At 64.6% G+C, this 22,240-nt stretch carries 24 protein-coding genes; 19 read left to right on the top strand and 5 right to left on the bottom strand.

The window, feature by feature from the left end:
- Positions 1-18: 18 nt before the first annotated feature.
- Positions 19-555, bottom strand: coding sequence for a DUF1697 domain-containing protein (locus tag ACIPY3_RS04230; protein ID WP_400330429.1), 537 nt, complete (start codon positions 553-555; stop codon positions 19-21).
- A gap of 19 nt (positions 556-574) precedes the next feature.
- A complete protein-coding gene (locus ACIPY3_RS04235; protein WP_243541036.1) occupies positions 575-1,294 on the bottom strand; it encodes an IclR family transcriptional regulator in 720 nt (239 codons plus the stop codon).
- Positions 1,295-1,404: 110 nt separating this feature from the next.
- Here ACIPY3_RS04235 and leuC point away from each other — a divergent pair, with 110 nt between their 5' ends.
- The 6 genes from leuC (at position 1,405) to ACIPY3_RS04265 (ending at position 7,996) form a co-directional block, all read left to right on the top strand.
- Positions 1,405-2,856, top strand: a complete 1,452-nt coding sequence (gene leuC, locus ACIPY3_RS04240; RefSeq protein WP_400330431.1) for a 3-isopropylmalate dehydratase large subunit — start codon at positions 1,405-1,407, stop codon at positions 2,854-2,856.
- A 10-nt stretch (positions 2,857-2,866) separates the two neighbouring features.
- Positions 2,867-3,466 carry a 3-isopropylmalate dehydratase small subunit gene (gene leuD / locus ACIPY3_RS04245; RefSeq protein WP_400330433.1) on the top strand — a complete coding sequence of 200 codons (600 nt, stop codon included), beginning with the start codon at positions 2,867-2,869 and terminating at the stop codon, positions 3,464-3,466.
- Between the two features lie 218 nt (positions 3,467-3,684).
- Entirely contained in the window at positions 3,685-5,010 is a 1,326-nt protein-coding gene (gene murA, locus ACIPY3_RS04250) for a UDP-N-acetylglucosamine 1-carboxyvinyltransferase (protein ID WP_387436059.1), read from the top strand.
- Positions 5,011-5,022: 12 nt separating this feature from the next.
- Complete coding sequence (locus ACIPY3_RS04255; RefSeq protein ID WP_400330435.1) at positions 5,023-5,808, top strand: lysophospholipid acyltransferase family protein; 786 nt, start codon at positions 5,023-5,025, stop codon at positions 5,806-5,808.
- Entirely contained in the window at positions 5,805-6,857 is a 1,053-nt protein-coding gene (locus tag ACIPY3_RS04260; RefSeq protein ID WP_400330441.1) for an NAD(P)H-dependent glycerol-3-phosphate dehydrogenase, read from the top strand. The genes ACIPY3_RS04255 and ACIPY3_RS04260 overlap by 4 nt, the downstream gene beginning before the upstream one ends.
- Positions 6,857-7,996: a D-alanine--D-alanine ligase family protein gene (locus tag ACIPY3_RS04265; protein ID WP_400330444.1), complete on the top strand. Its 1,140-nt coding sequence runs from the start codon at positions 6,857-6,859 to the stop codon at positions 7,994-7,996. Before ACIPY3_RS04260 ends, ACIPY3_RS04265 begins: the two co-directional genes overlap by 1 nt.
- A gap of 43 nt (positions 7,997-8,039) precedes the next feature.
- On the opposite strand, the gene ACIPY3_RS04270 is transcribed toward ACIPY3_RS04265, so the two are convergent.
- Complete coding sequence (locus tag ACIPY3_RS04270; RefSeq protein WP_400330447.1) at positions 8,040-8,534, bottom strand: DUF3515 family protein; 495 nt, start codon at positions 8,532-8,534, stop codon at positions 8,040-8,042.
- Positions 8,535-8,602: 68 nt separating this feature from the next.
- Here ACIPY3_RS04270 and thiL point away from each other — a divergent pair, with 68 nt between their 5' ends.
- Genes thiL through rsmD form a run of 4 tightly spaced genes read left to right on the top strand, consistent with a single transcriptional unit; the run spans position 8,603 to position 13,485 of the window.
- Entirely contained in the window at positions 8,603-9,616 is a 1,014-nt protein-coding gene (gene thiL, locus ACIPY3_RS04275) for a thiamine-phosphate kinase (RefSeq protein ID WP_400330641.1), read from the top strand.
- Between the two features lie 22 nt (positions 9,617-9,638).
- Positions 9,639-10,637, top strand: a complete 999-nt coding sequence (locus tag ACIPY3_RS04280) for a DAK2 domain-containing protein (protein ID WP_400330643.1) — start codon at positions 9,639-9,641, stop codon at positions 10,635-10,637.
- Positions 10,627-12,882: an ATP-dependent DNA helicase RecG gene (locus ACIPY3_RS04285; protein WP_400330450.1), complete on the top strand. Its 2,256-nt coding sequence runs from the start codon at positions 10,627-10,629 to the stop codon at positions 12,880-12,882. The genes ACIPY3_RS04280 and ACIPY3_RS04285 overlap by 11 nt, the downstream gene beginning before the upstream one ends.
- A gap of 36 nt (positions 12,883-12,918) precedes the next feature.
- Positions 12,919-13,485: a 16S rRNA (guanine(966)-N(2))-methyltransferase RsmD gene (gene rsmD, locus ACIPY3_RS04290; RefSeq protein WP_400330452.1), complete on the top strand. Its 567-nt coding sequence runs from the start codon at positions 12,919-12,921 to the stop codon at positions 13,483-13,485.
- A gap of 33 nt (positions 13,486-13,518) precedes the next feature.
- Here rsmD and ACIPY3_RS04295 read toward each other — a convergent pair whose 3' ends face one another.
- Together ACIPY3_RS04295 and ACIPY3_RS04300 are read right to left on the bottom strand one after the other, a co-directional pair.
- Complete coding sequence (locus ACIPY3_RS04295; RefSeq protein ID WP_400330455.1) at positions 13,519-14,202, bottom strand: spermidine synthase; 684 nt, start codon at positions 14,200-14,202, stop codon at positions 13,519-13,521.
- A gap of 104 nt (positions 14,203-14,306) precedes the next feature.
- The gene (locus tag ACIPY3_RS04300) at positions 14,307-15,545 is read right to left on the bottom strand and encodes an aminotransferase class I/II-fold pyridoxal phosphate-dependent enzyme (protein WP_400330459.1); all 1,239 of its coding nucleotides are present in this window, start codon (positions 15,543-15,545) and stop codon (positions 14,307-14,309) included.
- Between the two features lie 35 nt (positions 15,546-15,580).
- Between ACIPY3_RS04300 and coaD the strand changes: the two genes are divergently transcribed.
- The 9 genes from coaD to ACIPY3_RS04345 all read left to right on the top strand — a co-directional run bounded on the left by coaD (position 15,581) and on the right by ACIPY3_RS04345 (position 22,225).
- Positions 15,581-16,081, top strand: a complete 501-nt coding sequence (gene coaD, locus ACIPY3_RS04305) for a pantetheine-phosphate adenylyltransferase (protein ID WP_400269087.1) — start codon at positions 15,581-15,583, stop codon at positions 16,079-16,081.
- Between the two features lie 167 nt (positions 16,082-16,248).
- A complete protein-coding gene (locus ACIPY3_RS04310) occupies positions 16,249-16,776 on the top strand; it encodes a YceD family protein (RefSeq protein ID WP_400269088.1) in 528 nt (175 codons plus the stop codon).
- A 33-nt stretch (positions 16,777-16,809) separates the two neighbouring features.
- Positions 16,810-17,013: a 50S ribosomal protein L32 gene (gene rpmF, locus ACIPY3_RS04315; protein WP_207614841.1), complete on the top strand. Its 204-nt coding sequence runs from the start codon at positions 16,810-16,812 to the stop codon at positions 17,011-17,013.
- Positions 17,014-17,036: 23 nt separating this feature from the next.
- Positions 17,037-17,765 carry a ribonuclease III gene (rnc, locus tag ACIPY3_RS04320; protein ID WP_400330462.1) on the top strand — a complete coding sequence of 243 codons (729 nt, stop codon included), beginning with the start codon at positions 17,037-17,039 and terminating at the stop codon, positions 17,763-17,765.
- Between the two features lie 3 nt (positions 17,766-17,768).
- Positions 17,769-18,716 (top strand): bifunctional DNA-formamidopyrimidine glycosylase/DNA-(apurinic or apyrimidinic site) lyase, encoded by a 948-nt coding sequence (gene mutM / locus ACIPY3_RS04325; protein ID WP_400330465.1) that lies wholly within the window; start codon positions 17,769-17,771, stop codon positions 18,714-18,716.
- A gap of 60 nt (positions 18,717-18,776) precedes the next feature.
- A complete protein-coding gene (locus tag ACIPY3_RS04330; RefSeq protein ID WP_400330467.1) occupies positions 18,777-19,211 on the top strand; it encodes a phage holin family protein in 435 nt (144 codons plus the stop codon).
- A complete protein-coding gene (locus ACIPY3_RS04335) occupies positions 19,208-19,906 on the top strand; it encodes a hypothetical protein (RefSeq protein WP_400330469.1) in 699 nt (232 codons plus the stop codon). Before ACIPY3_RS04330 ends, ACIPY3_RS04335 begins: the two co-directional genes overlap by 4 nt.
- 7 nt (positions 19,907-19,913) lie before the next feature.
- The gene (locus tag ACIPY3_RS04340; protein WP_400330472.1) at positions 19,914-21,200 is read left to right on the top strand and encodes an MFS transporter; all 1,287 of its coding nucleotides are present in this window, start codon (positions 19,914-19,916) and stop codon (positions 21,198-21,200) included.
- Positions 21,197-22,225 carry a TolB family protein gene (locus tag ACIPY3_RS04345; RefSeq protein ID WP_400330474.1) on the top strand — a complete coding sequence of 343 codons (1,029 nt, stop codon included), beginning with the start codon at positions 21,197-21,199 and terminating at the stop codon, positions 22,223-22,225. Before ACIPY3_RS04340 ends, ACIPY3_RS04345 begins: the two co-directional genes overlap by 4 nt.
- Positions 22,226-22,240 lie beyond the last annotated feature (15 nt).

Raw genomic sequence — 22,240 nt, forward strand, 5'->3', positions numbered from 1 at the left:
GGATCCGTTCCGGGGGCGTCAGAGTGACGTTGCTGCGTCCCTGACTTTGATCAAGGTGCGAAGGTTGCGGGTGGTGGTTCCTGCCTTGTAGCGGGCCTTGGCCGTGAGTTTGCTGAACGGACTGTCCAGCGTTCCACCGGCAGGTGCCAGCCAGGCCAAGGCTTCAGGGCCCAGCCTGGTCAGCTCCACACTGTCCAAGGCGTGGCCCGCCTCCACGAGTTCATCCAGCATTGCCGCGTCCGAAGCCAGAGTGACATAGCTGTGGGTCGATTTATCGTCAGCGGGATACGGACAGGCGGCCACCAGTTCGCCCACGCGGCCGGCCGTGAGCACCACCACCCAAGCGTCATAGCCGAACGAGTCCCGCAGGCACTTTTCGAAGCCGGACTTTACTTTCGCCGGCGTCAGTCCGCTCTGCAGTACAACGTTGCCGCTGGCCAGAAGTGTCTTCACCTGGGAAAAGGGCTGGTCCTTCAGGGCTGACTTGAGGTCCGCCATCTTGATGTTGATGCCACCCACGTTGATGCCGCGCAGGAACACAGCGTAATTCTCCATGGGACCACCCTTCCGTCGGTCAGTCGTTGCTTTTGCGCAGGGCTTCGGTGAGGACCCGGGCCGCATTGCACACCACTTCGGCGTGAAGCCGGCCCGGCTGTCGGGTGAGGCGCTCGATCGGTCCCGAGATGGACACGGCGGCAATGACGCGGCCGGACGGCCCGCGGACCGGAGCCGAAACCGAGGCGACCCCGGGCTCGCGTTCGCCGAGGCTCTGACCCCAGCCCCGGCGTCGTACTCCAGCAAGGACGGTGGGCGTAAACCGCGCGTTCTGCAGTCCTTCAAGGAGACGGTCGTGGTCTTCCCACGCCAGCAGCACTTGGGCGGCGGAGCCGGCCTTCATGGACAATTGCGTTCCCACCGGGATGGTGTCCCGAAGACCGATGGGGCGTTCGGCCGAGGCGACGCACACGCGCCAGTCGCCTTGCCTGCGGAAGATCTGGGCGCTTTCGCCGGTGGCATCGCGGAGTTGGATCAGCACGGGACCGGCGGAGGCTATGAGCCGGTCTTCGCCGGCGGCCGAGGCGAGTTCCACAAGGCGGCTGCCGAGGACGAACCGTCCTTGAATATCGCGGCTCACCAAACGGTGGTGGACCAGGGCCAGCGCGAGCCGATGGACCGTGGGCCTGGCCAGGCCCGTGGCGGCCACGAGTTGTGCAAGCGTGGTGGGCCCTGCCTCGAGCGCGTCCAGTACCTGGGCCGCTTTATCAATGACACCGACTCCACTAGAATTGTCCATGTAATGATATTGCCGTCTCAATATCTGAGATGCAAGTTGTTTCACTGGTCTATTTGGCAGCCGTGCTGATTCAGTGGATGCAGAACAACCAACAGTGAAGGGAGCAGGCCGTGGGAAAGACACTGGCCGAGAAAGTCTGGGACGCGCACGTTGTGCGCAAGGGTGAAGGCGAAGGAGCCAATGCCCAGCCCGATCTTCTTTTCATCGACCTGCACCTGGTCCACGAGGTGACGTCCCCGCAGGCCTTCGAGGGCCTGCGCCTGGCCGGCCGCAAGCTGCGCCGCGTGGACCTCACCATCGCCACCGAGGACCACAACACCCCCACGCTGGATATCGACAAGCCGATCGCGGACCTCACCAGCCGGACGCAGATCGAGACGCTGCGCGCCAACTGCAAGGAGTTCGGTGTCCGCCTGCACTCCCTGGGCGACAAGGAACAGGGCATTGTGCACGTCGTCGGCCCACAGCTCGGCCTGACGCAGCCCGGCATGACAGTGGTCTGCGGCGACTCGCACACCTCCACGCACGGCGCTTTCGGTGCGTTGGCCATGGGTATTGGCACCTCCGAGGTGGAGCACGTCATGGCCACCCAGACGCTGTCCCTGAAGCCGTTCAAGACCATGGCCATCAACGTCGAGGGCACCCTGCGCCCCGGTGTCACGGCCAAGGACATCATCCTCGCCGTCATTGCCAAGATCGGTACCGGCGGTGGCCAGGGCTATGTCCTGGAGTACCGTGGTTCCGCCATCCGCGCACTGTCCATGGATGCCCGCATGACCATCTGCAACATGTCCATCGAAGCCGGAGCACGCGCCGGCATGGTGGCTCCGGACCAGACCACCTACGACTACATGCAGGGCCGTCCCCACGCACCGGAAGGCGCCGACTGGGATGCCGCCGTCGAATACTGGAACACGCTCCACACCGATGAGGACGCCACGTTCGACGTCGAGGTGGACCTGGACGCCAACACGCTGGAACCGTTCGTGACCTGGGGAACCAACCCGGGCCAGGGCGTGTCCCTCTCCGCCAAGGTTCCCTCTCCCGAGGACTTCGGCGACGAGAACGCCAAGCTCGCCGCAGAGCGCGCGCTGACGTACATGGGGCTCGAAGCGGGAACCCCCATGAAGGACATCCGCGTGGACACCGTATTCCTGGGCTCCTGCACCAACTCGCGCATCGAGGACCTGAGCGCGGCTGCGGACATCATCCGCGGTCGTGAGAAGGACCCGAACGTGCGCATGCTGGTGGTTCCCGGTTCCGCCCGTGTCCGCCTGGAAGCCGAAGCCATGGGCCTGGACAAAGTGTTCAAGGACTTCGGTGCCGAGTGGCGCTTCGCCGGTTGCTCCATGTGCTTGGGCATGAACCCGGACCAGCTGGAGCCGGGGGAGCGGTGCGCATCAACGTCCAACCGCAACTTCGAAGGCCGGCAGGGCAAGGGCGGCCGAACCCACTTGGTCTCTCCCGTAGTGGCTGCAGCCACAGCTGTCCGCGGCACCTTGAGCTCGCCGTCGGACCTTGAACCGGCCTCTGCAGGCACATTGACCGGAACCGCAGTCTAGGAGGATTCCCATGGAAGCATTCACTACCCACACCGGCATCGGCGTCCCGCTGCGCCAGAGCAACGTGGACACGGACCAGATCATCCCTGCTGTGTACCTCAAGCGCATCACCCGTACCGGGTTTGAGGACGCCTTGTTTGCGGCATGGCGCAAGGATGAATCCTTCATCCTGAACCAGGAGCCCTTCGCGTCCGGCTCCGTGTTGGTGGCCGGGCCGGACTTCGGTACGGGATCCTCGCGCGAACACGCTGTATGGGCGCTCAAGGATTACGGTTTCAAGGCCGTCCTGTCCTCCCGCTTCGCCGATATCTTCCGCGGCAACTCCGGGAAGCAGGGCCTCCTGGCCGCCCAAGTGGCCCAGGACGACATCGAACTCATCTGGAAGGTCCTGGAGAACAGCCCGGGCGCCGAAGTGAAGGTGGATCTGGTATCCAAGACGGTGGAATGCGGCAATGTCGTGGCACCGTTCGAGATTGACGACTACACCCGTTGGCGCCTCCTGGAAGGCCTCGACGACATCGGCCTGACCCTGCAGCACGAAGAAGACATCACGGCGTACGAGGCCACCCGGCCATCCTTCAAGCCGACGACGCTTCCCGCAAAAAGCTAAAGCCTGCGCGGCAAGCGCCAGGGGTGGGTTTACACCCCGAAAGAAGACCGGACAGCCCTTTCCGAAGGGCTTGCCGGTCTTTTTTCATGGGCCCACGCAAGGCCGGGGATATCCCCGCCGCGCAGCCGTTGCATTTCGGTTCGGTAACGCGAGCTTCTATGCTTAGCTGGAGCCTTTGAAAGTATGGGGGGCGAGTAGTCGTGAGGAAACCGGTATAGATGAGTAGTGTTCTGACAATCCGCGGTGGGGTCCCTTTGACTGGACGAGTGACCGTGCGCGGGGCCAAGAACCTTGTACCCAAGGCCATGGTTGCGGCGCTGCTGGGCAGCGAGCCGTCCGTGCTGCGGAACGTGCCGGAGATCAAGGACGTGGAGGTTGTCACCAGCCTCCTGCAGCTCCACGGCGTTACCGTGGCCAAGGACGCCGCGACGGGCGACCTGACGCTGGACCCCAAGGACGCCAAGACGGCATCCAGCACGGCCATCGATGCGCACGCCGGGGATTCCCGGATCCCGATCCTGCTGTGCGGGCCGCTGATCCACGCGATCGGTGAGGCGTTCATCCCGGACCTTGGCGGCTGCAAGATCGGCGACCGCCCCATCGATTACCACCTGAACGTGTTGCGCCAGTTCGGCGCAGTCGTGGAGAAGCGCCCCGGTGGCATCCACATCTCCGCTCCGCATGGCCTCCACGGCGCCAAGATCTCGCTGCCGTATCCCTCGGTTGGGGCCACGGAACAGGTGCTCCTCAGCGCCACCCGCGCGGAAGGCATCACCGAACTCTCCGGTGCGGCCACCGAACCGGAGGTCATCGACCTCATTGCCGTGCTGCAGAAGATGGGCGCCATCATCAGCGTCCAGACGGACCGCACCATCCGCATTGAGGGCGTCAAGGACCTTCGCGGCTACAACCACCGCGCCCTCGCGGACCGCAACGAATCGGCGTCGTGGGCTTCAGCCGCGCTGGTCACCCGTGGCGACATCTTCGTCGAAGGGGCCTCGCAGCGGGACATGATGACGTTCCTGAACACCTACCGCAAGGTGGGCGGCGGAATGGACATCGGCGACGACGGCATCCGCTTCTACCACCCCGGCGGAAAGCTCACGCCCTTGGTGCTGGAAACGGACGTCCACCCCGGCTTCATGACCGACTGGCAGCAGCCGCTCGTGGTGGCGCTGACGCAGGCCGAAGGCGTGTCCATCGTGCATGAGACCGTCTACGAGAACCGCTTTGGCTTCACCGACGCCCTGGCGCGCATGGGTGCCAACATCCAGGTGCACCGCGAGTGCTTGGGCAGCGTTCCGTGCCGTTTCGGCCAGCGCAACTTCCTCCATTCGGCCGTCATTTCCGGACCCACGCCGCTGCGCGGAACCGAGATCGACATCCCTGACCTCCGCGGCGGCTTCAGCCATCTCATTGCCGCGTTGGCAGCCACGGGAACTTCCCGGGTCACGGGCATTGACATCATCAACCGCGGCTACGAGCGCTTCACCGAAAAACTCGCCGGCCTGGGCGCCGATTTCGATATCACCACCACCAAGTAGCAGGGGACTCCTTTGAAGGAATCGGCCAAGAGCCGTGCCACGTTCGTGTTGCTGGCAAGCATCGCGCGTCCATTGATGAATATCCTGATGGCCAAGAAGTGGGAGGGCACGGAAAAACTTCCCGCGGGTGGCTTCATCGCAGCCCCGAACCACTGCACCGAGATCGACCCCATCGTGATCGGCCACATGCTCTACAACCAGAAACGTCCTCCGCACTTCCTGGCGAAGTCGGGGCTGTTCAAGGCGCCCGTGGTGGGTGCCCTCTTGAAGGCCACCCGGCAGATCCCCGTGGAGCGCTCGACGGCGGGTGCCAACCGCTCGCTGCAGGTGGCCAAAGAGGTGGTGGACGCCGGTGGCGCCATCATCATTTATCCGGAGGGCACGCTGACCAGGGATCCGGATCTGTGGCCCATGAAGGGCCACACCGGGGCGGCCCGCCTGGCCCTGCAAACAGGCGCTCCGGTGGTACCCATGGCCCACTGGGGTGCCCATGAAGTCTTTCCCCGGTACGCCAAGCGCTTCCACATCTTCCCTCGTAAAACGGTACGGGTCCTGATCGGGGAACCCGTTGACTTGAGTGCGTTCGCGGACCGGCCCATGGACCGGACCACCCTGACCGAGGCAACCGACGTCATCATGGATGCGGTGACGGAACTCCTGGCGACGCTCCGCGGTGAAGAGCCGCCGGCCCAGCGCTGGGATCCGGCTGTCCACCAACAGAGCAAGCACGGACGGTTTGTTGAACGCGGAGCCGAGTCCGGCAAGGACAGGCCCGCTGAATCCGAGGGCGGCAAATGACCCTTCCTGAACCTGCCATCCCCGCTCCGGACAAGGTAGCTGTCCTGGGCGCAGGCTCATGGGGCACCACGTTTGCCAAGGTCCTCGCGGACGCGGCGGCCGCCGCAGGCGCCACCCGCACCGTCCAGGTGTGGGGCCGCCGCGCGGAAGTCGTCGCGGACATCAACGCATCGCACCGCAACGGACAGTACCTGAAGGACATCGGGCTACCGCACAGCGTTACGGCGTCCACCGATGTGGCAGAAGTCCTGCAGGGCGCGGGCCTGGTGGTCCTGGCAGTCCCGGCGCAGTCGCTCCGGCCCCAGTTGGGGGAGTGGAAGCGGCTGCTGGAACCCAACGCCGTTGTGGTGTCCCTCATGAAGGGACTGGAGCTTGGCAGCGATGCCCGCATGAGCGAGGTAATCGCCCAGGAGCTGGGGATCCCCGCTTCCCGCGTGGCCGTCGTGTCCGGACCCAACCTGGCCATGGAAATCGCCAGGGAACAGCCGACGGCATCCGTGGTTGCCTGCAGCGACGCCGAAACGGCCGCAGCCATCGCGCTGTGCTGCACTGCTCCCTACTTCCGCCCGTACACCAGCACCGATGTTGTTGGCGTGGAGATCGGCGGCATCGTCAAGAACGTGATCGCCTTGGCGGTGGGCATTTGTGAGGGCAAGCAGATGGGGGACAACACCAAGGCCTCCGTTATCACGCGTGGCCTGGCGGAGACCTCCCGGCTGGCCCTGGCGCTCGGCGGCGAGGCACATACCATGGCCGGCCTTGCCGGGCTCGGCGACCTCGTGGCCACCTGCTCGTCAGCCTTGTCCAGGAACCACACCGCAGGGCGGCTCCTGGGCGAAGGATTGAGCCTCGAGCAGGTTTCGGAGCGCATGACCCAAACAGCCGAGGGCATCAAGTCAGGCCCCGCCGTGCACGAACTGGCCGGCAAATTGAATGTTGAGATGCCCATCACCGCAGCCGTTGTTGCGGTCCTTGAAGGCAAGATGTCCGTTGATGACCTGGGCCCGCGACTGCTGGCCCGGGCACTGAAGTCCGAAGGCGACTACTGATGGCCACTGAAGTAACCACTCCCGCAGCAGGCCGGCGACCCCGCGTTGCCATCCTTTTTGGCGGACGGTCCAGCGAGCACGCGGTCAGCTGCGTCACGGCTGCCGGCGTCATGGGGGCCATCGACACCACCAAGTACGAGGTTGTGCCGATCGGCATCGCCAAGTCCGGGCAATGGGTCCTCGCTTCCGGGGACACCAGCCAGTGGTCCCTGAGCTCGGCAGCACTGCCGGAGGTGGCAGCCTCGGACAAGACCGTCACCTTGGCCGAGATCGGCGGAGCGCACCAGCTTGTGGTGACCGAGCCCAACGCGGTCCCCCAGGAGCTTGGTTCCGTGGACGTCGTCTTTCCCCTGCTCCATGGACCGTGGGGCGAAGATGGGACCGTCCAGGGGCTCCTGGAACTTTCGGACACCCGTTACGTCGGCGCCGGAGTCCTGGCATCGGCCGTGGGCATGGACAAGCATTTCATGAAGGTGGTCTTCGAGGCCGCCGGCCTGATGGTTGGCCCCTACGTCGCCGTGACGGACCGTGAATGGCTCACCGATGCCGAGGCCGTACGCAAGCGCGTGGACAAACTTGGCTATCCGGTCTTCGTCAAGCCTGCCCGCGCGGGATCGTCCATGGGCATTTCCAAGGTCGATTCCCTGGAAGGGCTGGACGCAGCCATCGAAGAGGCCCGCCGCCATGACCTGAAGCTGGTCATCGAAGCGGGCATTGTGGGCCGCGAAATCGAATGTGCCGTGCTGCAGGGCCGCGGCACGGATGCTCCCAGGACCTCCATGCCCGGCGAGATCGCCGTGGCCGCGGGAGAACACCAGTTCTATGACTTCGCCGCGAAGTACGTCGATGATGGCGCAGCAGCCCTGAGCTGCCCGGCCGACATGCCTGAGGAAGCCATTGCACGGGTCCGGGAACTGGCCGCCGTCGCCTTCGACGCCGTAGGAGCCGAAGGACTCAGCCGGGTGGACTTCTTCTACACGCCTTCGGGCGAGTTGATCATCAACGAAATCAACACCATGCCCGGGTTTACGCCCAAGAGCATGTACCCGCAGATGTGGGCCGCCTCAGGCCTCGCCTACGGTGACCTGATCGACGAACTGATCCAGTTGGCGCTGACCCGCAAGACCGGACTCCGCTGATCCACACCAAGCTCTGCTGATACAAGGGAACCTGCCGGCCGCCCTACTTGGTGGACGGCAGGTCCTGCAGGTCTTCCTGGCCCACGCACTGTCGGGTGGCCTTGATTTTGCCTGCTGCGTTCGCAAGGTCTGCCAGGACCGTGGCCGAACTGATCTTGTCCGGATCCATGAGGATTTCGGTGGCTGGCTCCCGGCCGTACGTGGTCAGGGTGTAGTAGGGATCGCCTTCCTTGATGACCCAATCAATGTCGTTGACACTGACGCAACGGTCGGTAGTGGGGCCCGGGACGTTCACCCCGCACCTCAGGATGACCTGCGAAGGATCCCCCCACGCCGCCGTTGCCTGGCTGTTGGTCTTGCGCAACGCCGCGTCGCCGATCTTGTCCGGAAGGGCCACCATCAGGGGCGCGCATGCGGGATTGGCGGCGTCGGCGGCCGGCGAGACATCCACGGCGGGGGAACAGGCAGACAAGGCAAGAGCGGCGATTCCGGACACGGCAAGTGCCGCCGATGTCCGGCGAAGGGTCTTTCGGTGCATCAGTCCAGCCTATCCCGCATTATTCTGTCGGTTGCCCGCGATAGCGTAGGAGCGTGCCCGCAGAACAGTTGCCAGCTGAACCATTGACAGTCGCCCACGTGAGCGAGTCCCAGCTCCTTTCCCGGATTTTTCCGCGCTTGAACACCAGCGCCAGCATCCTCCTGGGGCCGGGGGACGACGCCGCCATGGTGGCGGCTCCGGATGGCCGCACCCTCATCTCCATCGATACTCAGACCCAGGACCAGGATTTCCGCCTTGCCTGGAACAGCGGTTACCGGACAACAGGTTTCGACGTCGGCTGGAAGGCCGCCGCGCAGAACTTGAGCGACATCAACGCGATGGGCGGCCAAGCGACGTCCTTGGTGGTCAGCCTCACCATGCCACCAGCAACGCCGGTGGCCTGGGTGGAGGATTTCGCCGACGGTCTCACCGCCGCCATCGTTGCCCTCGGAGCACCGGATTGTTCGGTGTCCGGTGGCGACCTCGGCCGTGGCCGGGAGATCGCGGTGACAGTCGCCGTCGTGGGTTCACTGGGTGGCCTGGAGCCCGTGCTGCGTTCGGGCGCCCGCGCCGGGGATGTCGTGGCGGTGGCCGGGACGCTGGGGCGCGCGGCTGCCGGTCTGGCACTGCTGGAGAGCCACGTTCCCGTCACCGAGTGGACCGCGGAGCAGCGGTCCCTGGCGGACAGCCAGTGCCGGCCCACCCCGCCCCTGGCTGCCGGACCGCTGGCTGCCCGTGCCGGTGCCACGGCCATGATGGACATTTCGGATGGGTTAATGCGCGACGCCGGCCGGCTCGCCGCTGCGAGTAACGCCGTCTTCGACTTTGATCCCGTGGCGTTGAAGGGCTATGCCGCTGCCTTGGTACCCGTCGCTGCGTTGCTTGACCAGGATCCCATGCCATGGGTGGTGGGCGGTGGCGAGGACCATGGTTTGCTGGCCACCTTCCCAGCAGATATCCAGTTACCTGACGGCTTCACTGCGATAGGCTCAGTTCAGGCGGTTGCCGGGTCACAAGGCGACGGCGTCCGGATTGCCGGGCAGGCTGCTGACACCGTGGGATGGGATCACTTTGCAGACTAAGATCGCAGCGAATGCGCACGCCATGAAGCGTTGGCTCGGCAAGGCTGAGGTGGTCCTCGGCAACCACAGCGACCGCCTCAATGCGATCAACATCTTCCCCGTCGCCGACGGCGATACCGGAACCAACTTGTATCTCACGGTCCGCGCCGCGGCTGGCGCGCTGGGTAACGGCCCGGAGTCCCCTGACACCGGAAACGACGTTGGCTCCGTGCTGGCCCGGGCCGGGCAGGCTGCCATGGAACAGGCAAGGGGCAATTCGGGGACACTCTTCGCCGTCTTCCTCTGCGCGGCGGCCGAGCCGCTGGCGGGCAAGTCCAGGCTGAGCGCCCCGTTGCTTGCCACGGCCCTGAACCGGGCGCAGATCCGGGCCTGGTCCGCGTTGAGCGAACCGGTATCCGGCACCATGCTGTCCGTCCTGGAGGCGGCCGCGCATGCGGCACAGGCCGTGGACGCCACCCAGAACGGCGACGACAGCAACCACGCCCTCGGCCTGGCACTGGATGCCACCGTTGAGGCCGCCTACCAGGCTGTGGTGCGTACCGAGGACGAGCTCGCTCCGCTCCATGAAGCGCGGGTGGTGGATGCCGGGGGCGTTGGTATGCTCCTGGTGCTGGACTGCCTGCGTTCGGCCGTGCTCGGTGAAGAGTTGCAGGACGAACTTCTGGACGGCTTGCACGGCTACAAACTCCAGGATCCACATATCCACGAGCACATGCCTGCCGACGACGGCGTGGAGGTCATGTGCACCATTGAGCTTTCGCCTTTGAACGCTGCCATCCTGCGCCAGCGCCTGGACGAAATGGGAGACTCCGTCATCATGAGCCAGGTGGGCGGCGCCTCACGGAGCGATGATGACGACGACGATTCCCCGGTGGATGCCAGTTACCGGTGGCGGGTCCATGTCCACGTACCCGATCCTGAACCCGCCGTGGCCCTCATCCGTTCGTTGGGGGAGCCCACAGACATCGCGGTCAGCCAGTTGGCCCTGCCGCGTGACGCAATGGGCGGGCATGACGACTGAAGTGGAATTGCCGCTTGAACGCAGGATCGGAAAGCGCTCCGCGGCTGTCATTGAAAAGCACCTTGGACTGCGGACCACCGGCGCCCTGCTCAACTATTTTCCGCGGAGGTACCTCAACCGTGGGGAACTGACGCCCATCAGCAACCTTCCCCTCGATGAGGAAGTGACCCTGATTGCCCGGGTAGTCTCCAACAGCACCCGGCAGATGCGTGCCCGCCGTGGTTCCATCACTGACATCGTGGTGACTGACGAGGCCGGCGGAAGCCATGTCCCCGGCACGTTGAAGGTCAGTTTCTTCAACGGGTTCCGCGCCAAGGCCGAGCTGTTGCAGGGCCGCCGTGCCATGTTCTCCGGAAAGGTCACACGGTACGCCGGCGCCTTGGGCCTGACCAACCCGGACTTCCTCCTGCTGGATGAAGATCCGGATGCCGAGGGCTCCATCGATCCCGGGAAGCTTGCAGCCATGCCCATCCCGGTCTACCCGGCCACTGCCAAGCTCACCAGCTGGTCCATCCATAAGGTCATCACTGCGCTGCTGGAAACCCTGGACCTCGATGCTTTGGCCGATCCGCTCCCCGGATCCGTCGTGGCGAGGGATGGCCTGCTGAGCGTGGCCGATGCCTACCGCTTGATCCACTCACCGGAGACTGCAAAGGACTGGCAGCGGGCCCAGGCCCGCTTCCGGTACCAGGAAGCGCTGGTCCTGCAAACGGCCCTGGCCCGGCGGCGGGCACAGTTGGCTGCCGAAGAAGCGACAGCCCGTCGTCCGGCTGCCGGGGGACTGCTGGCGGAGTTTGACCGGAACCTGCCCTTCACCCTGACTGCCGGCCAGTCCGCGGTGGGCAAGACGCTGTCGGAGGAGCTCGCGCGGGACACACCCATGAACCGCCTCCTGCAAGGAGAGGTGGGTTCCGGAAAGACGATCGTTGCCCTCCGGGCGATGCTCCAGGTGGTGGATGCCGGAGGCCAGGCGGCGCTGCTTGCTCCCACGGAAGTGCTGGCTGCCCAGCACTTCGATTCCATTCGAAGGACCCTGGGAGGGCTGGCACGCGATCAATTGTTCGGCGGTGCCGGAATGCTCGGAGGGGACTCCGGACAGCAGGGAGTCCAAGTCACACTCCTGACGGGCTCCATGTCCACCGCGGCACGGAAACAGGCCATGCTCGACGCCGCCTCCGGCAACGCCGGGATCGTCATCGGTACGCACGCCCTCTTGAGCGACAAGACGAGCTTCCAGGACCTCGGCCTGATCGTGGTGGACGAACAGCACCGTTTTGGCGTGGAACAGCGCGATGCGCTGCGGGCCAAGGCGCTGAGGCCACCCCATTTGTTGGTCATGACTGCCACGCCCATTCCCCGGACGGTCGCCATGACGGTCTTTGGCGATCTTGAGACATCCATCCTTGATGAATTGCCCGCGGGCCGCGCTCCCATTTCCACCCATGTGGTGGGCTTGGCGGAAAACCCCGGATGGGTGGACCGGATTTGGAAGCGGTCCCGGGAAGAAGTGGAAGCCGGCCACCAGGTGTATGTGGTCTGCCCCAAAATCGGTTCGGACGACGACGGTGACTTCAGCCCCGGAGAAAAGGAACCTACCGACGCCGAACTGTCGGAGGAAGGGCCGGGGCGCGAACTCGCCTCGGTGACAGCCGTCGTCGAAAGCCTCCTGGAAGAGCCGTCGCTGGCAGGTGTGCCCCTGGCGCCGCTGCATGGGCGGCAGGATCCGCAGCTGAAGTCGGAGACCATGGCTTCCTTCGCGGCCAATGAAACCAAAGTGCTGGTTTCCACCACCGTGATCGAGGTGGGCGTCGATGTCCACAACGCCACCCTCATGGTGATCCTCGACGCCGACCGCTTCGGCATCTCGCAGCTGCACCAGTTGCGTGGCCGGGTTGGCCGTGGCGGGCTGCCCGGGACGTGCCTCCTGGTCACCACCTTGGAACCCGGGCACCCCAGCCGTCGCCGGCTGGATGCCGTAGCGTCCACCACCGATGGCTTCGAGTTGTCCCAGGAGGACCTGAAGCTGCGGCGCGAGGGGGACATCCTCGGGGCTTCGCAGTCGGGCGGCCGTTCCACCCTGAAACTACTGCGCGTCCTGGAACACGAGGACCTGATTGCCCGCGCCCGTGCGGATGCACAGGCTTTGGTTTCCGGGGATCCGTCCCTGGATCGCCAGCCGGCACTGGCTGCAGCCATTGACGAGTACTTGAATCCCGAAAAGGAGGCGTTCCTTGAGCGCGGTTAGCAACAGCGGAACCCGGCCGGTGCCCGGAGGCCTGGCATGAGCCGGGTCATCGCCGGCGTCGCCGGAGGGAACCCGCTCACCAGCGTGCCCGGTACCGCAACCAGGCCCACGACGGACCGGGTCAAGGAAGCGCTCTTTTCGCGGCTGGAGTCGCTGGCCGTGATTGACGACGCCCGGGTGCTGGACCTCTACGCAGGCTCGGGCTCCTTGGGCATCGAAAGTGCCAGCCGCGGAGCGCGGAGCGTTGAACTGGTTGAATTCGATGGCCGTGCCAGCGACATCTGCCAGCGCAATGCGGATATGGTCAACCAGGTCCTGGGCGGCAAGAAGGTGTCCGTCCACCGTTCCAAGGTGGAGTCCTTCCTGGAACGCGCCGGCGAGGCTGCATTGTGGGACTTGGTCTTCCTCGACCCGCCCTATCCCTTGGAGGAACCGGCGCTCAGTGCGGTCCTGGCCAAGCTGGCGCCCCACCTGGACGAAGGTGCCGTGGTGGTGGTGGAACGCTCATCGAGGAGTCCCGAACCGACGTGGCCTGAAACGCTGGAGTGTTTTGCCGACAAGAAGTACGGCGAAACCATGCTCTGGTTTGCCGAACCGGCCTGAGGATCCGGCAATGCCCCATCCGGAAGAACCCGCCTAGCCGGAGATCTTGTCCAGGTCCACGCCAGTCAGCACGGTGGCAGGGTGCGGGCCACGTGCCAGGAGCTCTGACGTCCAGGCCGGGGACCACCTTGTTTGCGTCCCCACCAGGATGATGTTTCCCGGATACCGGCCCTCGAACATCCCGGTTTCGGCGAAGGCCGCAACGTCAGCCATCGCTTCCCGCATGGCTTTCACCTGGCTGCGCACCAGGGTGAGCGCCGGTTCGTCGCCCACATTCACTATCAGCACTCCGTTCGGATTGAGCCGTCGGGCCGCCTCTTCATAGAAGCCGGTGCACGCAATGTGGGCCGGAGCGTCCGGGCCGGAGAAGATGTCAAGGATGACGACGTCGAAACGCAGTTCAGCAGGCAGCTCCGCCAGGGCGGCACGGGCATCCGCGATATGCGTCGTGAGCCGTGTCCCGTCAGGCATGGGCAACCGGTGGAGGACAAAGTCCAGCAGTTCCCGTTCAAGTTCCACGGCGTGCTGTCCGGAGCCCGGACGCGTTGCCTGGATGTAGCGGGCCAGCGTCAAAGCCCCCGCGCCGAGATGGAGGGCGGAAATGGGCGTTCCAGGGGCCGCTGCAAGATCCACCACATGGCCGATCCTCCGCAGGTACTCGTAGAAGATCTCCGCAGGGTTCGCGAGGTTGACGTGGGACTGTTCGGCGCCGCCCATGCTGAGGATGTAGCTGCCGGGTACCAGCGTGTCGGCCTCGATGCTGGCGTGGACGCCACTTGCACGGAGGAAGCGGGACGCCCCGTGGCTGCCGCCGGGGCGGTTCAGAGCCGGTCCTTCAACGTTGCGAGCCGTGACGCGGCTTCCTGCAGAACTTCGGTTTTCTTGCAGAAGGCGAAACGCAGGAGGCTCCGGGTACGTTCTGCTCCTTCCTCGTGGCAGAAAACCGGAACCGGAATGGCAGCGACGCCCACCAGGTCCGGGAGTCGTCGCGCCAGGTCTACTGAATCGCCGATTCCCAAGGGGGCCGTGTCCACGTTGATGAAATAGGTTCCGCTGGGGATGTAGACCCCAAAACCTGCGGCCCGGAGGCCGTCGGCAAGGATGTCGCGTTTGTGCTGCAACGTGTCCGCGATCTCCGCGTAGAAGCTGTCCGGCAGCGCAAGCCCCACCGCCACTGCGCTTTGGAAGGGTGTGCCGGAGCTGTAACTGAGGAACTGCTTGACCGTGCGGGCAGCCGCCACCAGCTCCGCGGGACCACTCAGCCAGCCAATTTTCCATCCCGTGAAAGAAAAGGTCTTTCCGGCGGAGGAGATGGTGATGGTCCGCATGGCGGCGCCGGGCAGCGAGGCAACCGGAAGATGGGCCACCCCGAAGGTCAAGTGCTCGTAGACTTCGTCGCTGACAATGATGGCGTCGTACTTCGTGGCGAGTTCCACCACCTTGGCCAGTGCCTCGCGGGTCAACACCGAACCCATGGGATTGTGGGGGTTGTTCAGGAGCACCACCTTGGTGCGGTGGCTGAAGGCGCGCTCCAGGGCGTCAAGGTCCGGTTGGAAGTCCGGGGCCAGCAGGGGAGCGGTGACGTGCTTGGCCCCTGTCAGGCCGATGATCGCGCCGTACGAGTCGTAGAACGGTTCGAAAGTCAGGACTTCATCGCCGGGCTGGACGAACGCCAGGAGCGAGGCGGCGATGGCCTCGGTGGCTCCGGTGGTAATGACCACCTCGGTGAGCGGGTCGGGGGCCAGCCCGTAGAAGCGCTCCTGGTGTTGGGCAACGGATTCGCGCAATTGCGGGATGCCCTTCCCTGGTGCATATTGGTTGGCGCCTGCGGTGATCGCGGCCTGCGCGGCGGCCTTCATTTCGGCGGGTCCGTCTTCGTCGGGGAAGCCTTGGCCCAGGTTGATGGCGCCCGTGGACATGGCCAAGGTGGTCATCTCCTCGAAGATCGTTACACCGAGCTTCCCATCCGGCGCCAGCAGGTTGGCGCCCGTCGCCGCCCGCTGCCATGGAGTACTTGTATGGACTGGTGCGCTGCTTCCTGCCGGTGACATGTCAGCCATGGTATCCCGGTGAAGCTTTGGGGTAGGTTCGACTCATGAGACGCGCGGTATGCCCAGGATCCTTTGACCCGATTCACAACGGCCATCTCGAAGTGATCGCCCGCGCCGCCGGGTTGTTCGATGAAGTCATCGTGGCCGTGTCCACCAACTACGCCAAGAAATACCGGTTCAGTCTTGAGGACCGGATGGAGATGGCCCGCGAAACCCTTGCGTCGTTGCGTGGAATCATCGTGGAGCCCATGGGCGAAGGGCTCCTGGCGGAGTATTGCCGCCGCCGTGGCGTCTCGGCCATCGTCAAGGGCCTCCGGTCGTCCTCGGACTTCGACTATGAATTGCCCATGGCCACCATGAACCGCCAACTTTCCGGCGTCGAAACCGTGTTCCTTCCGGCTGAAGCACATTACGTGCACCTGTCTTCCACCCTGATCAAGGAAATCAACGCCCTGGGTGGCGATATTTCCGATTTCGTTCCCAAATCCGTCCTGAGGCGGCTCCTTGCGGGCGAGCCTCCGGCAGAAGTGCCCCGCAACGGGTAGTCTGTAACCCGTGCCTTCACAGCGCCATGCTGGAGGATTCCCCACCGTAGCCGCGAGCCCTTGGCATGCGCGGCGCCGGTTTGAGTCCTCAAGCGTGATCAGGCTAAGATGGTACGTCGGTCATATGTTCTACAGGAGTTCTCATTAAGCGAGATGCAAGTTCGCCCTTGGCATTGTTGGTCAAGGACCTGGGACGCAGTCCCGGGACCATGCGGACGCTCACGGAACATGTCCCTGCACCGAGTGATCTTGGTGTGGCACTCATTGGCGTGGAGGAAGGCTCGGATGTCGAGCTGGATCTCAGGCTTGAGGCCGTACACGAAGGAATCTTGGTATCTGGAACCGCAATCGTCGGCGTAACCGGTGAATGCGGTCGATGCCTGGATCCCCTTGCGTATGACCTTGAGGTCAATGTGCAAGAACTTTTCTTCTACGAAGGTGAAGAGCTTTCTGCCGAAGAAGACGATGAAGAGCAACGTCGAGTCGAGCACGATCTGATCGATCTTGAGCCGGTGTTGCGGGACGCAGTAGTCACCATGCTGCCGTTCCAGCCGGTGTGCCGGGAAGACTGCCAGGGCCTTTGCTCCGAATGCGGAGTGCGCCTGGAAGACGAGCCGGGGCACCACCACGAGGTCCTGGACCCTCGCTGGGCTGCCCTAGCTGATCTGGCTAAGACTGACCGGCAAACTGATTAGTAACTGTTGGACTAAGAGAGAAATGAGATAGCCGTGGCTGTTCCCAAGCGGAAAATGTCTCGCGCAAACACACGCGCACGTCGTGCCCAGTGGAAGGCAACTGCCCCCGCCCTGGTCAAGACCATCGAAAACGGTCAGGTCGTTTACAGCCTGCCGCACCAGGCAAAGGTCGTCACCGACTCCGCCGGCACCGCGCTGTTCCTTGAATACAAGGGCCGCAAGGTCGCAGACGCCTGATCTGCCGCACAGGCTGACAAAGGATGTCTTCAACTGAAGAGCTTCTGAAGCGTCTCGGTGTCTTCATTGACACCGAGACGCTTCGTCTTGCTCTGACACACCGCTCCTACGCGTACGAGAATGGGGGTATCCCCACCAATGAGCGCCTTGAGTTCCTCGGCGACTCCATCCTGGGATTCTCCGTTACCGATTCCTTGTACCGCGAGCACCCCGAACTCCCCGAAGGCGAACTCGCCAAGAGGCGTTCCGCCGTCGTCAGTACGCGCGCCCTGGCCGGCATTGGCCGGACACTTGGCGTTGGCGAGTTCATCTACCTCGGCCAAGGCGAAAAGCTGACCGACGGCAAGAACAAGGCGTCCATCCTCGCCGACACCATGGAAGCCCTGATCGGCGCCACCTATCTATCCAATGACATGGAGACCGCCCGCCAGTTGGTCATGCGCCTGGTGGGTCCCCTGCTCAAGGATGCCGGTGCCCTCGGCGCCGGTACGGACTGGAAGACCAGCATCCAGGAACTGACGGCCAGCAGGCAGCTCGGCGCCATCCACTACGCTGTGGAAGGTTCGGGACCGGACCACGCGCGCACCTTCGAAGCCGTCCTGATCATCGGCGGTACCCCCTATGGCCGCGGATCTGGCCACTCCAAGAAGGAAGCCGAGCAGGAGGCCGCCGCGGATGCGTGGCGTGCCCTGAACACGCCGGAACAGACTCCAGCAGGCCAAGAAACTGCGGCCGGGCCGGCATCCGCCTGACCGATGCCTGAACTTCCCGAGGTAGAAGTGGTGCGTCGCGGGCTGGCCCGTTGGGTACGCGGCCGCCGCATCACCGGTGTGGACGTCATCGACGCCCGCTCCATCCGCCGGCATGCGTTGGGTGCCGAGGACTTCATTGGAAACCTGGAACACGCCACCGTGTTGGACGTGGTGCGCCGCGGCAAATTCCTGTGGATGCCGCTGGCCATGGACAGGGCAGACCTGACACTGCCCAGGGTGGCGCTCATGGCGCACTTGGGCATGAGCGGGCAACTGTTAATGCAGGATCCACACGTGCCGGACGAAAAACACCTCAAAGTCCGGCTTCGGCTCAGCGAAGCGGACGGAATGCCGGAGCAACTGCGGTTTGTGGATCAGCGGATCTTCGGGGGCCTGTTCGTTACCTCGCTTATCCCCACCTCCGACGGCGGACCCGGCGGACTAGGGGAGACGCCCTTGCCGGAGATCGCGGAGGAAGCCGCCCACATCGCCCGTGACCCGCTGGATCCGCATTTTTCGTTCGATACCTTCTACCGCAAGGTGAAATCGAAGAAAACCGGACTCAAGCGAGCGCTCCTGGACCAGTCCCTGATCTCCGGTATTGGCAACATCTACGCCGATGAAGCCCTCTGGCTGGCGCAACTGCACTACGCCCGGCCAACGGACAAGTTGCGGCGCGGCGATGCGGAGCGCCTGGTGGACGCCGTCAGGGACGTCATGAGTGCCGCACTCGATGCCGGCGGGACCAGCTTCGATTCGCTGTACGTCAACGTCAACGGTGACTCCGGCTACTTTGCGCGCTCCCTTAATGCGTACGGCCGGGAAGGCGAAACGTGCCGCCGCTGCGAGTCAGTTGGCCTGCACACCATGATCAAGCGCGAACAGTTCATGAACCGCTCTTCCTACACGTGTCCGGTGTGCCAGCAGCGCCCCCGGAACGGGCGCTGGTAACCGGAGTTTCACAGGGGCAAAACTGTTCCGGATTCCGGGTGGCAATGGTTTACTGTCCCCATGAAAAGCTTGGCGGTCAAAATCGCCATCGCACTGGTTTTCAACGCCATCACGTTGTGGGTGGCGTCAGTTTTACCCGGGGTCCGTTTGGGAGCCGGGTTCCTCTGGGCCGTCATCGTGTTCACCGCGGCCACCATCCTGGTCAAGCCCCTGGTCCATGGGCTGTTCCGCCGGCGCACGCGAAACTCCAGCCGCCCCAGGACATGGCTGGTGACAAAAGGTGCCACCGTCCTTGCCGGGCTGGTGGCCACCGTGCTCATCCTTCTCTTGACCGGCATTTTTTTCCATGGATTCCTCATCAACGGCCCTGTTGGCTGGATATCTGCAACGGTGGTGATCTGGTTGGCATCGTTCATCTATGATTTCGTCGACGACGGCCTCGAAGCGAGGGCGCACCAGCTGCTGGGCGGCGCGGCAAGTACGGGAAAGCCATGAACGCGCGGCGGTTGGTGATTGCCGGACTGGGCCTCGCCCTGCTGATTGCCGTCATCGCTGTGGTCCTTGACCAGATGGCGGTGCGGCCTTCGGCCACTACAGCCCAGGGATCCTCATCCGCCAGCCCGGCGGCATCGTCGTCCGCAGCCCCGGTCCCGGGGAGCACCGCCGGCTCCGGTGCGGGTGAGCAGCCGTCCGGAAGTCCGACGTCGGGCAGTCCGGCGGGAGCGGAAGGTTCCGGGGCGCAGCCCAGCGCCAAACCGCTGGAGGTCCTTCCGCCCGTAACCTCCACTCCCACGGGGCTCCCTGCGCCGTCGGCGCCGGCTCCACTCCTCAAGGGAAGCCTGCCTCCTGCGGGCTCGGCGAGCGGCAAGGTAGTGGACGGCTGGCCCAGCGACATCCTGGCCCTCCCCGTAGGCACCACTGTGGGCTCAACCAGCATTTCGACGTCGGGTGACGTCATGCAGCTTTCTGCGGACGGGATCGTTGGCAAGACCCAGCAGGCAGTCCTGGACTCCTTCCGTGCCTCCTTGGTTCCGCACGGATTTTGGTCGGAGGACGCTCCTGCCGGCGATGGCGCCCTAGCAGCGAGGTTCGTGCGGGGCACCGATACTGTGACCGTGTCTGTGTCGACGACGGGCACCGGCAACTCGAGGTTCCAACTTTTGGGCAGCTTGCACTCAACGGCGGACTAGGGGCACCATGTACATTTCTCTCTCCGATCGCAGCGGCGGCAAAAAGGAAAAGCCGGAAGGCACGCAAACGGCACTTCCCCACGAGGTGCCGTTTCGTTTGTCGCCCATCATCATTTGGCTTGGCATCGTCAGCATGGTCACGGACGTCTCCTCGGAATCGGTCACGGCCATCCTCCCGCTGTATGTGACCGGGTTCCTGGGACTGTCCACCATTGCCTTTGGCTTCATTGACGGCATCAACCAAGGCGCCAGCGCGATCGTCCGGATTGCCGCGGGGTGGGCCGCAGACCGGAGCGGCCACCCGAAACGGATCGCGTTGGCCGGCTACGGCCTGTCCATGCTGGCCAGGATCGGGTTCCTGTTCGCAGGCGGGTTCTGGGCCATCGCCGCGATTGTGACGGGCGACCGCATCGGCAAGGGAATCCGCACGGCTCCACGCGATGCGCTCATCACGGTGTCCGCGCAACCCGAACACCTGGCACGCTCCTTCGGCATCCACCGGATGCTGGACAATATCGGTGCGGCGGCAGGCCCGCTGATCGCCTTCCTCGTGTTGCTGGTCATCCCCAACGGCTTCAGCACCGTCTTTGTGGTGTCGCTGGCGTTTGCCGTCATTGGCGTGACCGTCCTGGGGCTTGTGGTCCCGGACCTGCAAGCGGGCGGGCTGAAACAGGGACTCTCCAAGGAGCAACGCCGGATCTTCGCCTTCTCCTGGAAGCACTTGAAGGAACCGGGCCTCGGGCGGCTCCTGATTGCCGCCGGCTTGCTGGGATTGGTGACCATTGGTGACGGGTTCATCTACCTGGTCCTCCAGGACCGGGACTCGTTCGCGGTCCAGTGGTTCCCGCTCCTGTTCGTAGGGACCAACGTGGCCTTCCTGGCGCTGGCCGTTCCCTTGGGCCGGCTCGCTGACCGGTTCGGCAAAGTCCCGGTGTTCATCGCCGGACACCTTGCCCTGTTGGCGTGCTACCTGTTGGCGGCCGCACCCCTTGGCGGGCTCTGGGCCACCATCCTCTGCCTGGTCCTCCTCGGCGCCTTCTATGCCGCCACGGACGGCGTGCTGGCCGCGTTGGCTGCCCAATTGACGCCACAGGGAAAACTGGCCACCGGCATAGCCTCGGCCCAGACGGTGGTGGCCCTGACCAGGATGACGGCGTCCGCAGGTTTCGGTGTGTTGTGGTACGCCGTGGGTGCCTCGACGGCTGTCCTGCTGGCGGGGATCCTCCTCGCCTGCGCCGTGGTGGCCGTCCTGTTCATCCTTCCCGGTGCCCGTCCCCGCGTGGGCCGCGCATGAGCGCGCTGCTGACCGGCGGGAGGCTGCGTTGGGGCATTCTCCTGGCGGTGACAGCCCTCGTGCTGGCAGGGGCCGGGGTCTACGCAGTGAACGCCTACCAGCGTTTCGAGGAAAGCCGGACGGCAGCTCCATCAGTCGGTGTCACTGCCGGCCAGGCGCTGCCTTCCGTGCCCTTCGTGCTGTTCAGGAATACGGCCGCCGGGCAAGGCTACGGCAACGCCGCGACCGTGCCGTTGTCAGCGCCGGGCGGCACCCGGGCCGTGAGTGAACAGGCGTGCGACCGCGTGTACGGTACATCCTCCGAGGTGGTGTGCCTCAAGGCCAACCGCGGCCTGGTGACGGCCTTTGAAGCAGACGTCCTGAACCGGGACTGGCAGCAACAGCGATCCTGGCCCCTGACGGGCATCCCCAGCCGTACGCGGATCAGTCCGGATGGCTCGCTGATTGCCACGACGGTCTTTGTTACCGGACACTCCTATGCGACCGCGGGATTCTCCACGGCAACCGAAATCACGCAGAACTCCGGCAGCCTGGGCAACCTCGAGGACTACGCCCTGATGGTCAACGGCGAGCGGCTGCTGGCGACCGACAGGAACCTGTGGGGAGTGACGTTCGTCCCAGGGCAGAGTGATACCTTCTACGCCACGGCAGCCTCGTCCGGGCGGATCTGGCTGGTCAAGGGCAGCCTCTCCGCGAGGACCCTCACCGCCGTCCACGACAACGTGGAGTGTCCGTCCATCTCGCCGGACGGTACGCGCATCGCTTACAAGAAGAACGACGGCGGGCCGCTCACCGCCCATTGGCGGGTGGCCATCCTGGATCTTGCTTCGGGCAAGGAAACTGTCCTGTCGGAGAAGCGCAGCGTGGATGACCAGATCGAGTGGCTGGACAACAACACTGTTCTTTATGGATTGGCTGACGAGACCACCGAGGGGGACAGCAACATCTGGCAGCTGGGTACCGACCCGGCCGCGCAGCCGGGACTGTTCATCGCCCATGCGTGGTCACCCAGCGTGGTCAGGTAAAGGCCGCCGTCGGGT

It is taken from the genome of Paenarthrobacter sp. NPDC089714, assembly GCF_044748905.1.
Classification (GTDB): Bacteria; Actinomycetota; Actinomycetes; order Actinomycetales; family Micrococcaceae; genus Arthrobacter.

What these genes read in the sequence shown, in the direction of transcription:
- ACIPY3_RS04230 (WP_400330429.1), bottom strand. Translation starts at nt 555, where the DNA reads ATGGAGAATTACGCTGTGTTCCTGCGCGGCATCAACGTGGGTGGCATC.
- ACIPY3_RS04235 (WP_243541036.1), bottom strand. Translation starts at nt 1,294, where the DNA reads ATGGACAATTCTAGTGGAGTCGGTGTCATTGATAAAGCGGCCCAGGTA.
- leuD (WP_400330433.1), top strand. Translation starts at nt 2,867, where the DNA reads ATGGAAGCATTCACTACCCACACCGGCATCGGCGTCCCGCTGCGCCAG.
- murA (WP_387436059.1), top strand. Translation starts at nt 3,685, where the DNA reads ATGAGTAGTGTTCTGACAATCCGCGGTGGGGTCCCTTTGACTGGACGA.
- ACIPY3_RS04260 (WP_400330441.1), top strand. Translation starts at nt 5,805, where the DNA reads ATGACCCTTCCTGAACCTGCCATCCCCGCTCCGGACAAGGTAGCTGTC.
- ACIPY3_RS04265 (WP_400330444.1), top strand. Translation starts at nt 6,857, where the DNA reads ATGGCCACTGAAGTAACCACTCCCGCAGCAGGCCGGCGACCCCGCGTT.
- ACIPY3_RS04270 (WP_400330447.1), bottom strand. Translation starts at nt 8,534, where the DNA reads ATGCACCGAAAGACCCTTCGCCGGACATCGGCGGCACTTGCCGTGTCC.
- ACIPY3_RS04280 (WP_400330643.1), top strand. Translation starts at nt 9,639, where the DNA reads ATGAAGCGTTGGCTCGGCAAGGCTGAGGTGGTCCTCGGCAACCACAGC.
- ACIPY3_RS04285 (WP_400330450.1), top strand. Translation starts at nt 10,627, where the DNA reads ATGACGACTGAAGTGGAATTGCCGCTTGAACGCAGGATCGGAAAGCGC.
- rsmD (WP_400330452.1), top strand. Translation starts at nt 12,919, where the DNA reads ATGAGCCGGGTCATCGCCGGCGTCGCCGGAGGGAACCCGCTCACCAGC.
- ACIPY3_RS04295 (WP_400330455.1), bottom strand. Translation starts at nt 14,202, where the DNA reads ATGGGCGGCGCCGAACAGTCCCACGTCAACCTCGCGAACCCTGCGGAG.
- ACIPY3_RS04300 (WP_400330459.1), bottom strand. Translation starts at nt 15,545, where the DNA reads ATGGCTGACATGTCACCGGCAGGAAGCAGCGCACCAGTCCATACAAGT.
- coaD (WP_400269087.1), top strand. Translation starts at nt 15,581, where the DNA reads ATGAGACGCGCGGTATGCCCAGGATCCTTTGACCCGATTCACAACGGC.
- rnc (WP_400330462.1), top strand. Translation starts at nt 17,037, where the DNA reads ATGTCTTCAACTGAAGAGCTTCTGAAGCGTCTCGGTGTCTTCATTGAC.
- mutM (WP_400330465.1), top strand. Translation starts at nt 17,769, where the DNA reads ATGCCTGAACTTCCCGAGGTAGAAGTGGTGCGTCGCGGGCTGGCCCGT.
- ACIPY3_RS04330 (WP_400330467.1), top strand. Translation starts at nt 18,777, where the DNA reads ATGAAAAGCTTGGCGGTCAAAATCGCCATCGCACTGGTTTTCAACGCC.
- ACIPY3_RS04335 (WP_400330469.1), top strand. Translation starts at nt 19,208, where the DNA reads ATGAACGCGCGGCGGTTGGTGATTGCCGGACTGGGCCTCGCCCTGCTG.
- ACIPY3_RS04340 (WP_400330472.1), top strand. Translation starts at nt 19,914, where the DNA reads ATGTACATTTCTCTCTCCGATCGCAGCGGCGGCAAAAAGGAAAAGCCG.
- ACIPY3_RS04345 (WP_400330474.1), top strand. Translation starts at nt 21,197, where the DNA reads ATGAGCGCGCTGCTGACCGGCGGGAGGCTGCGTTGGGGCATTCTCCTG.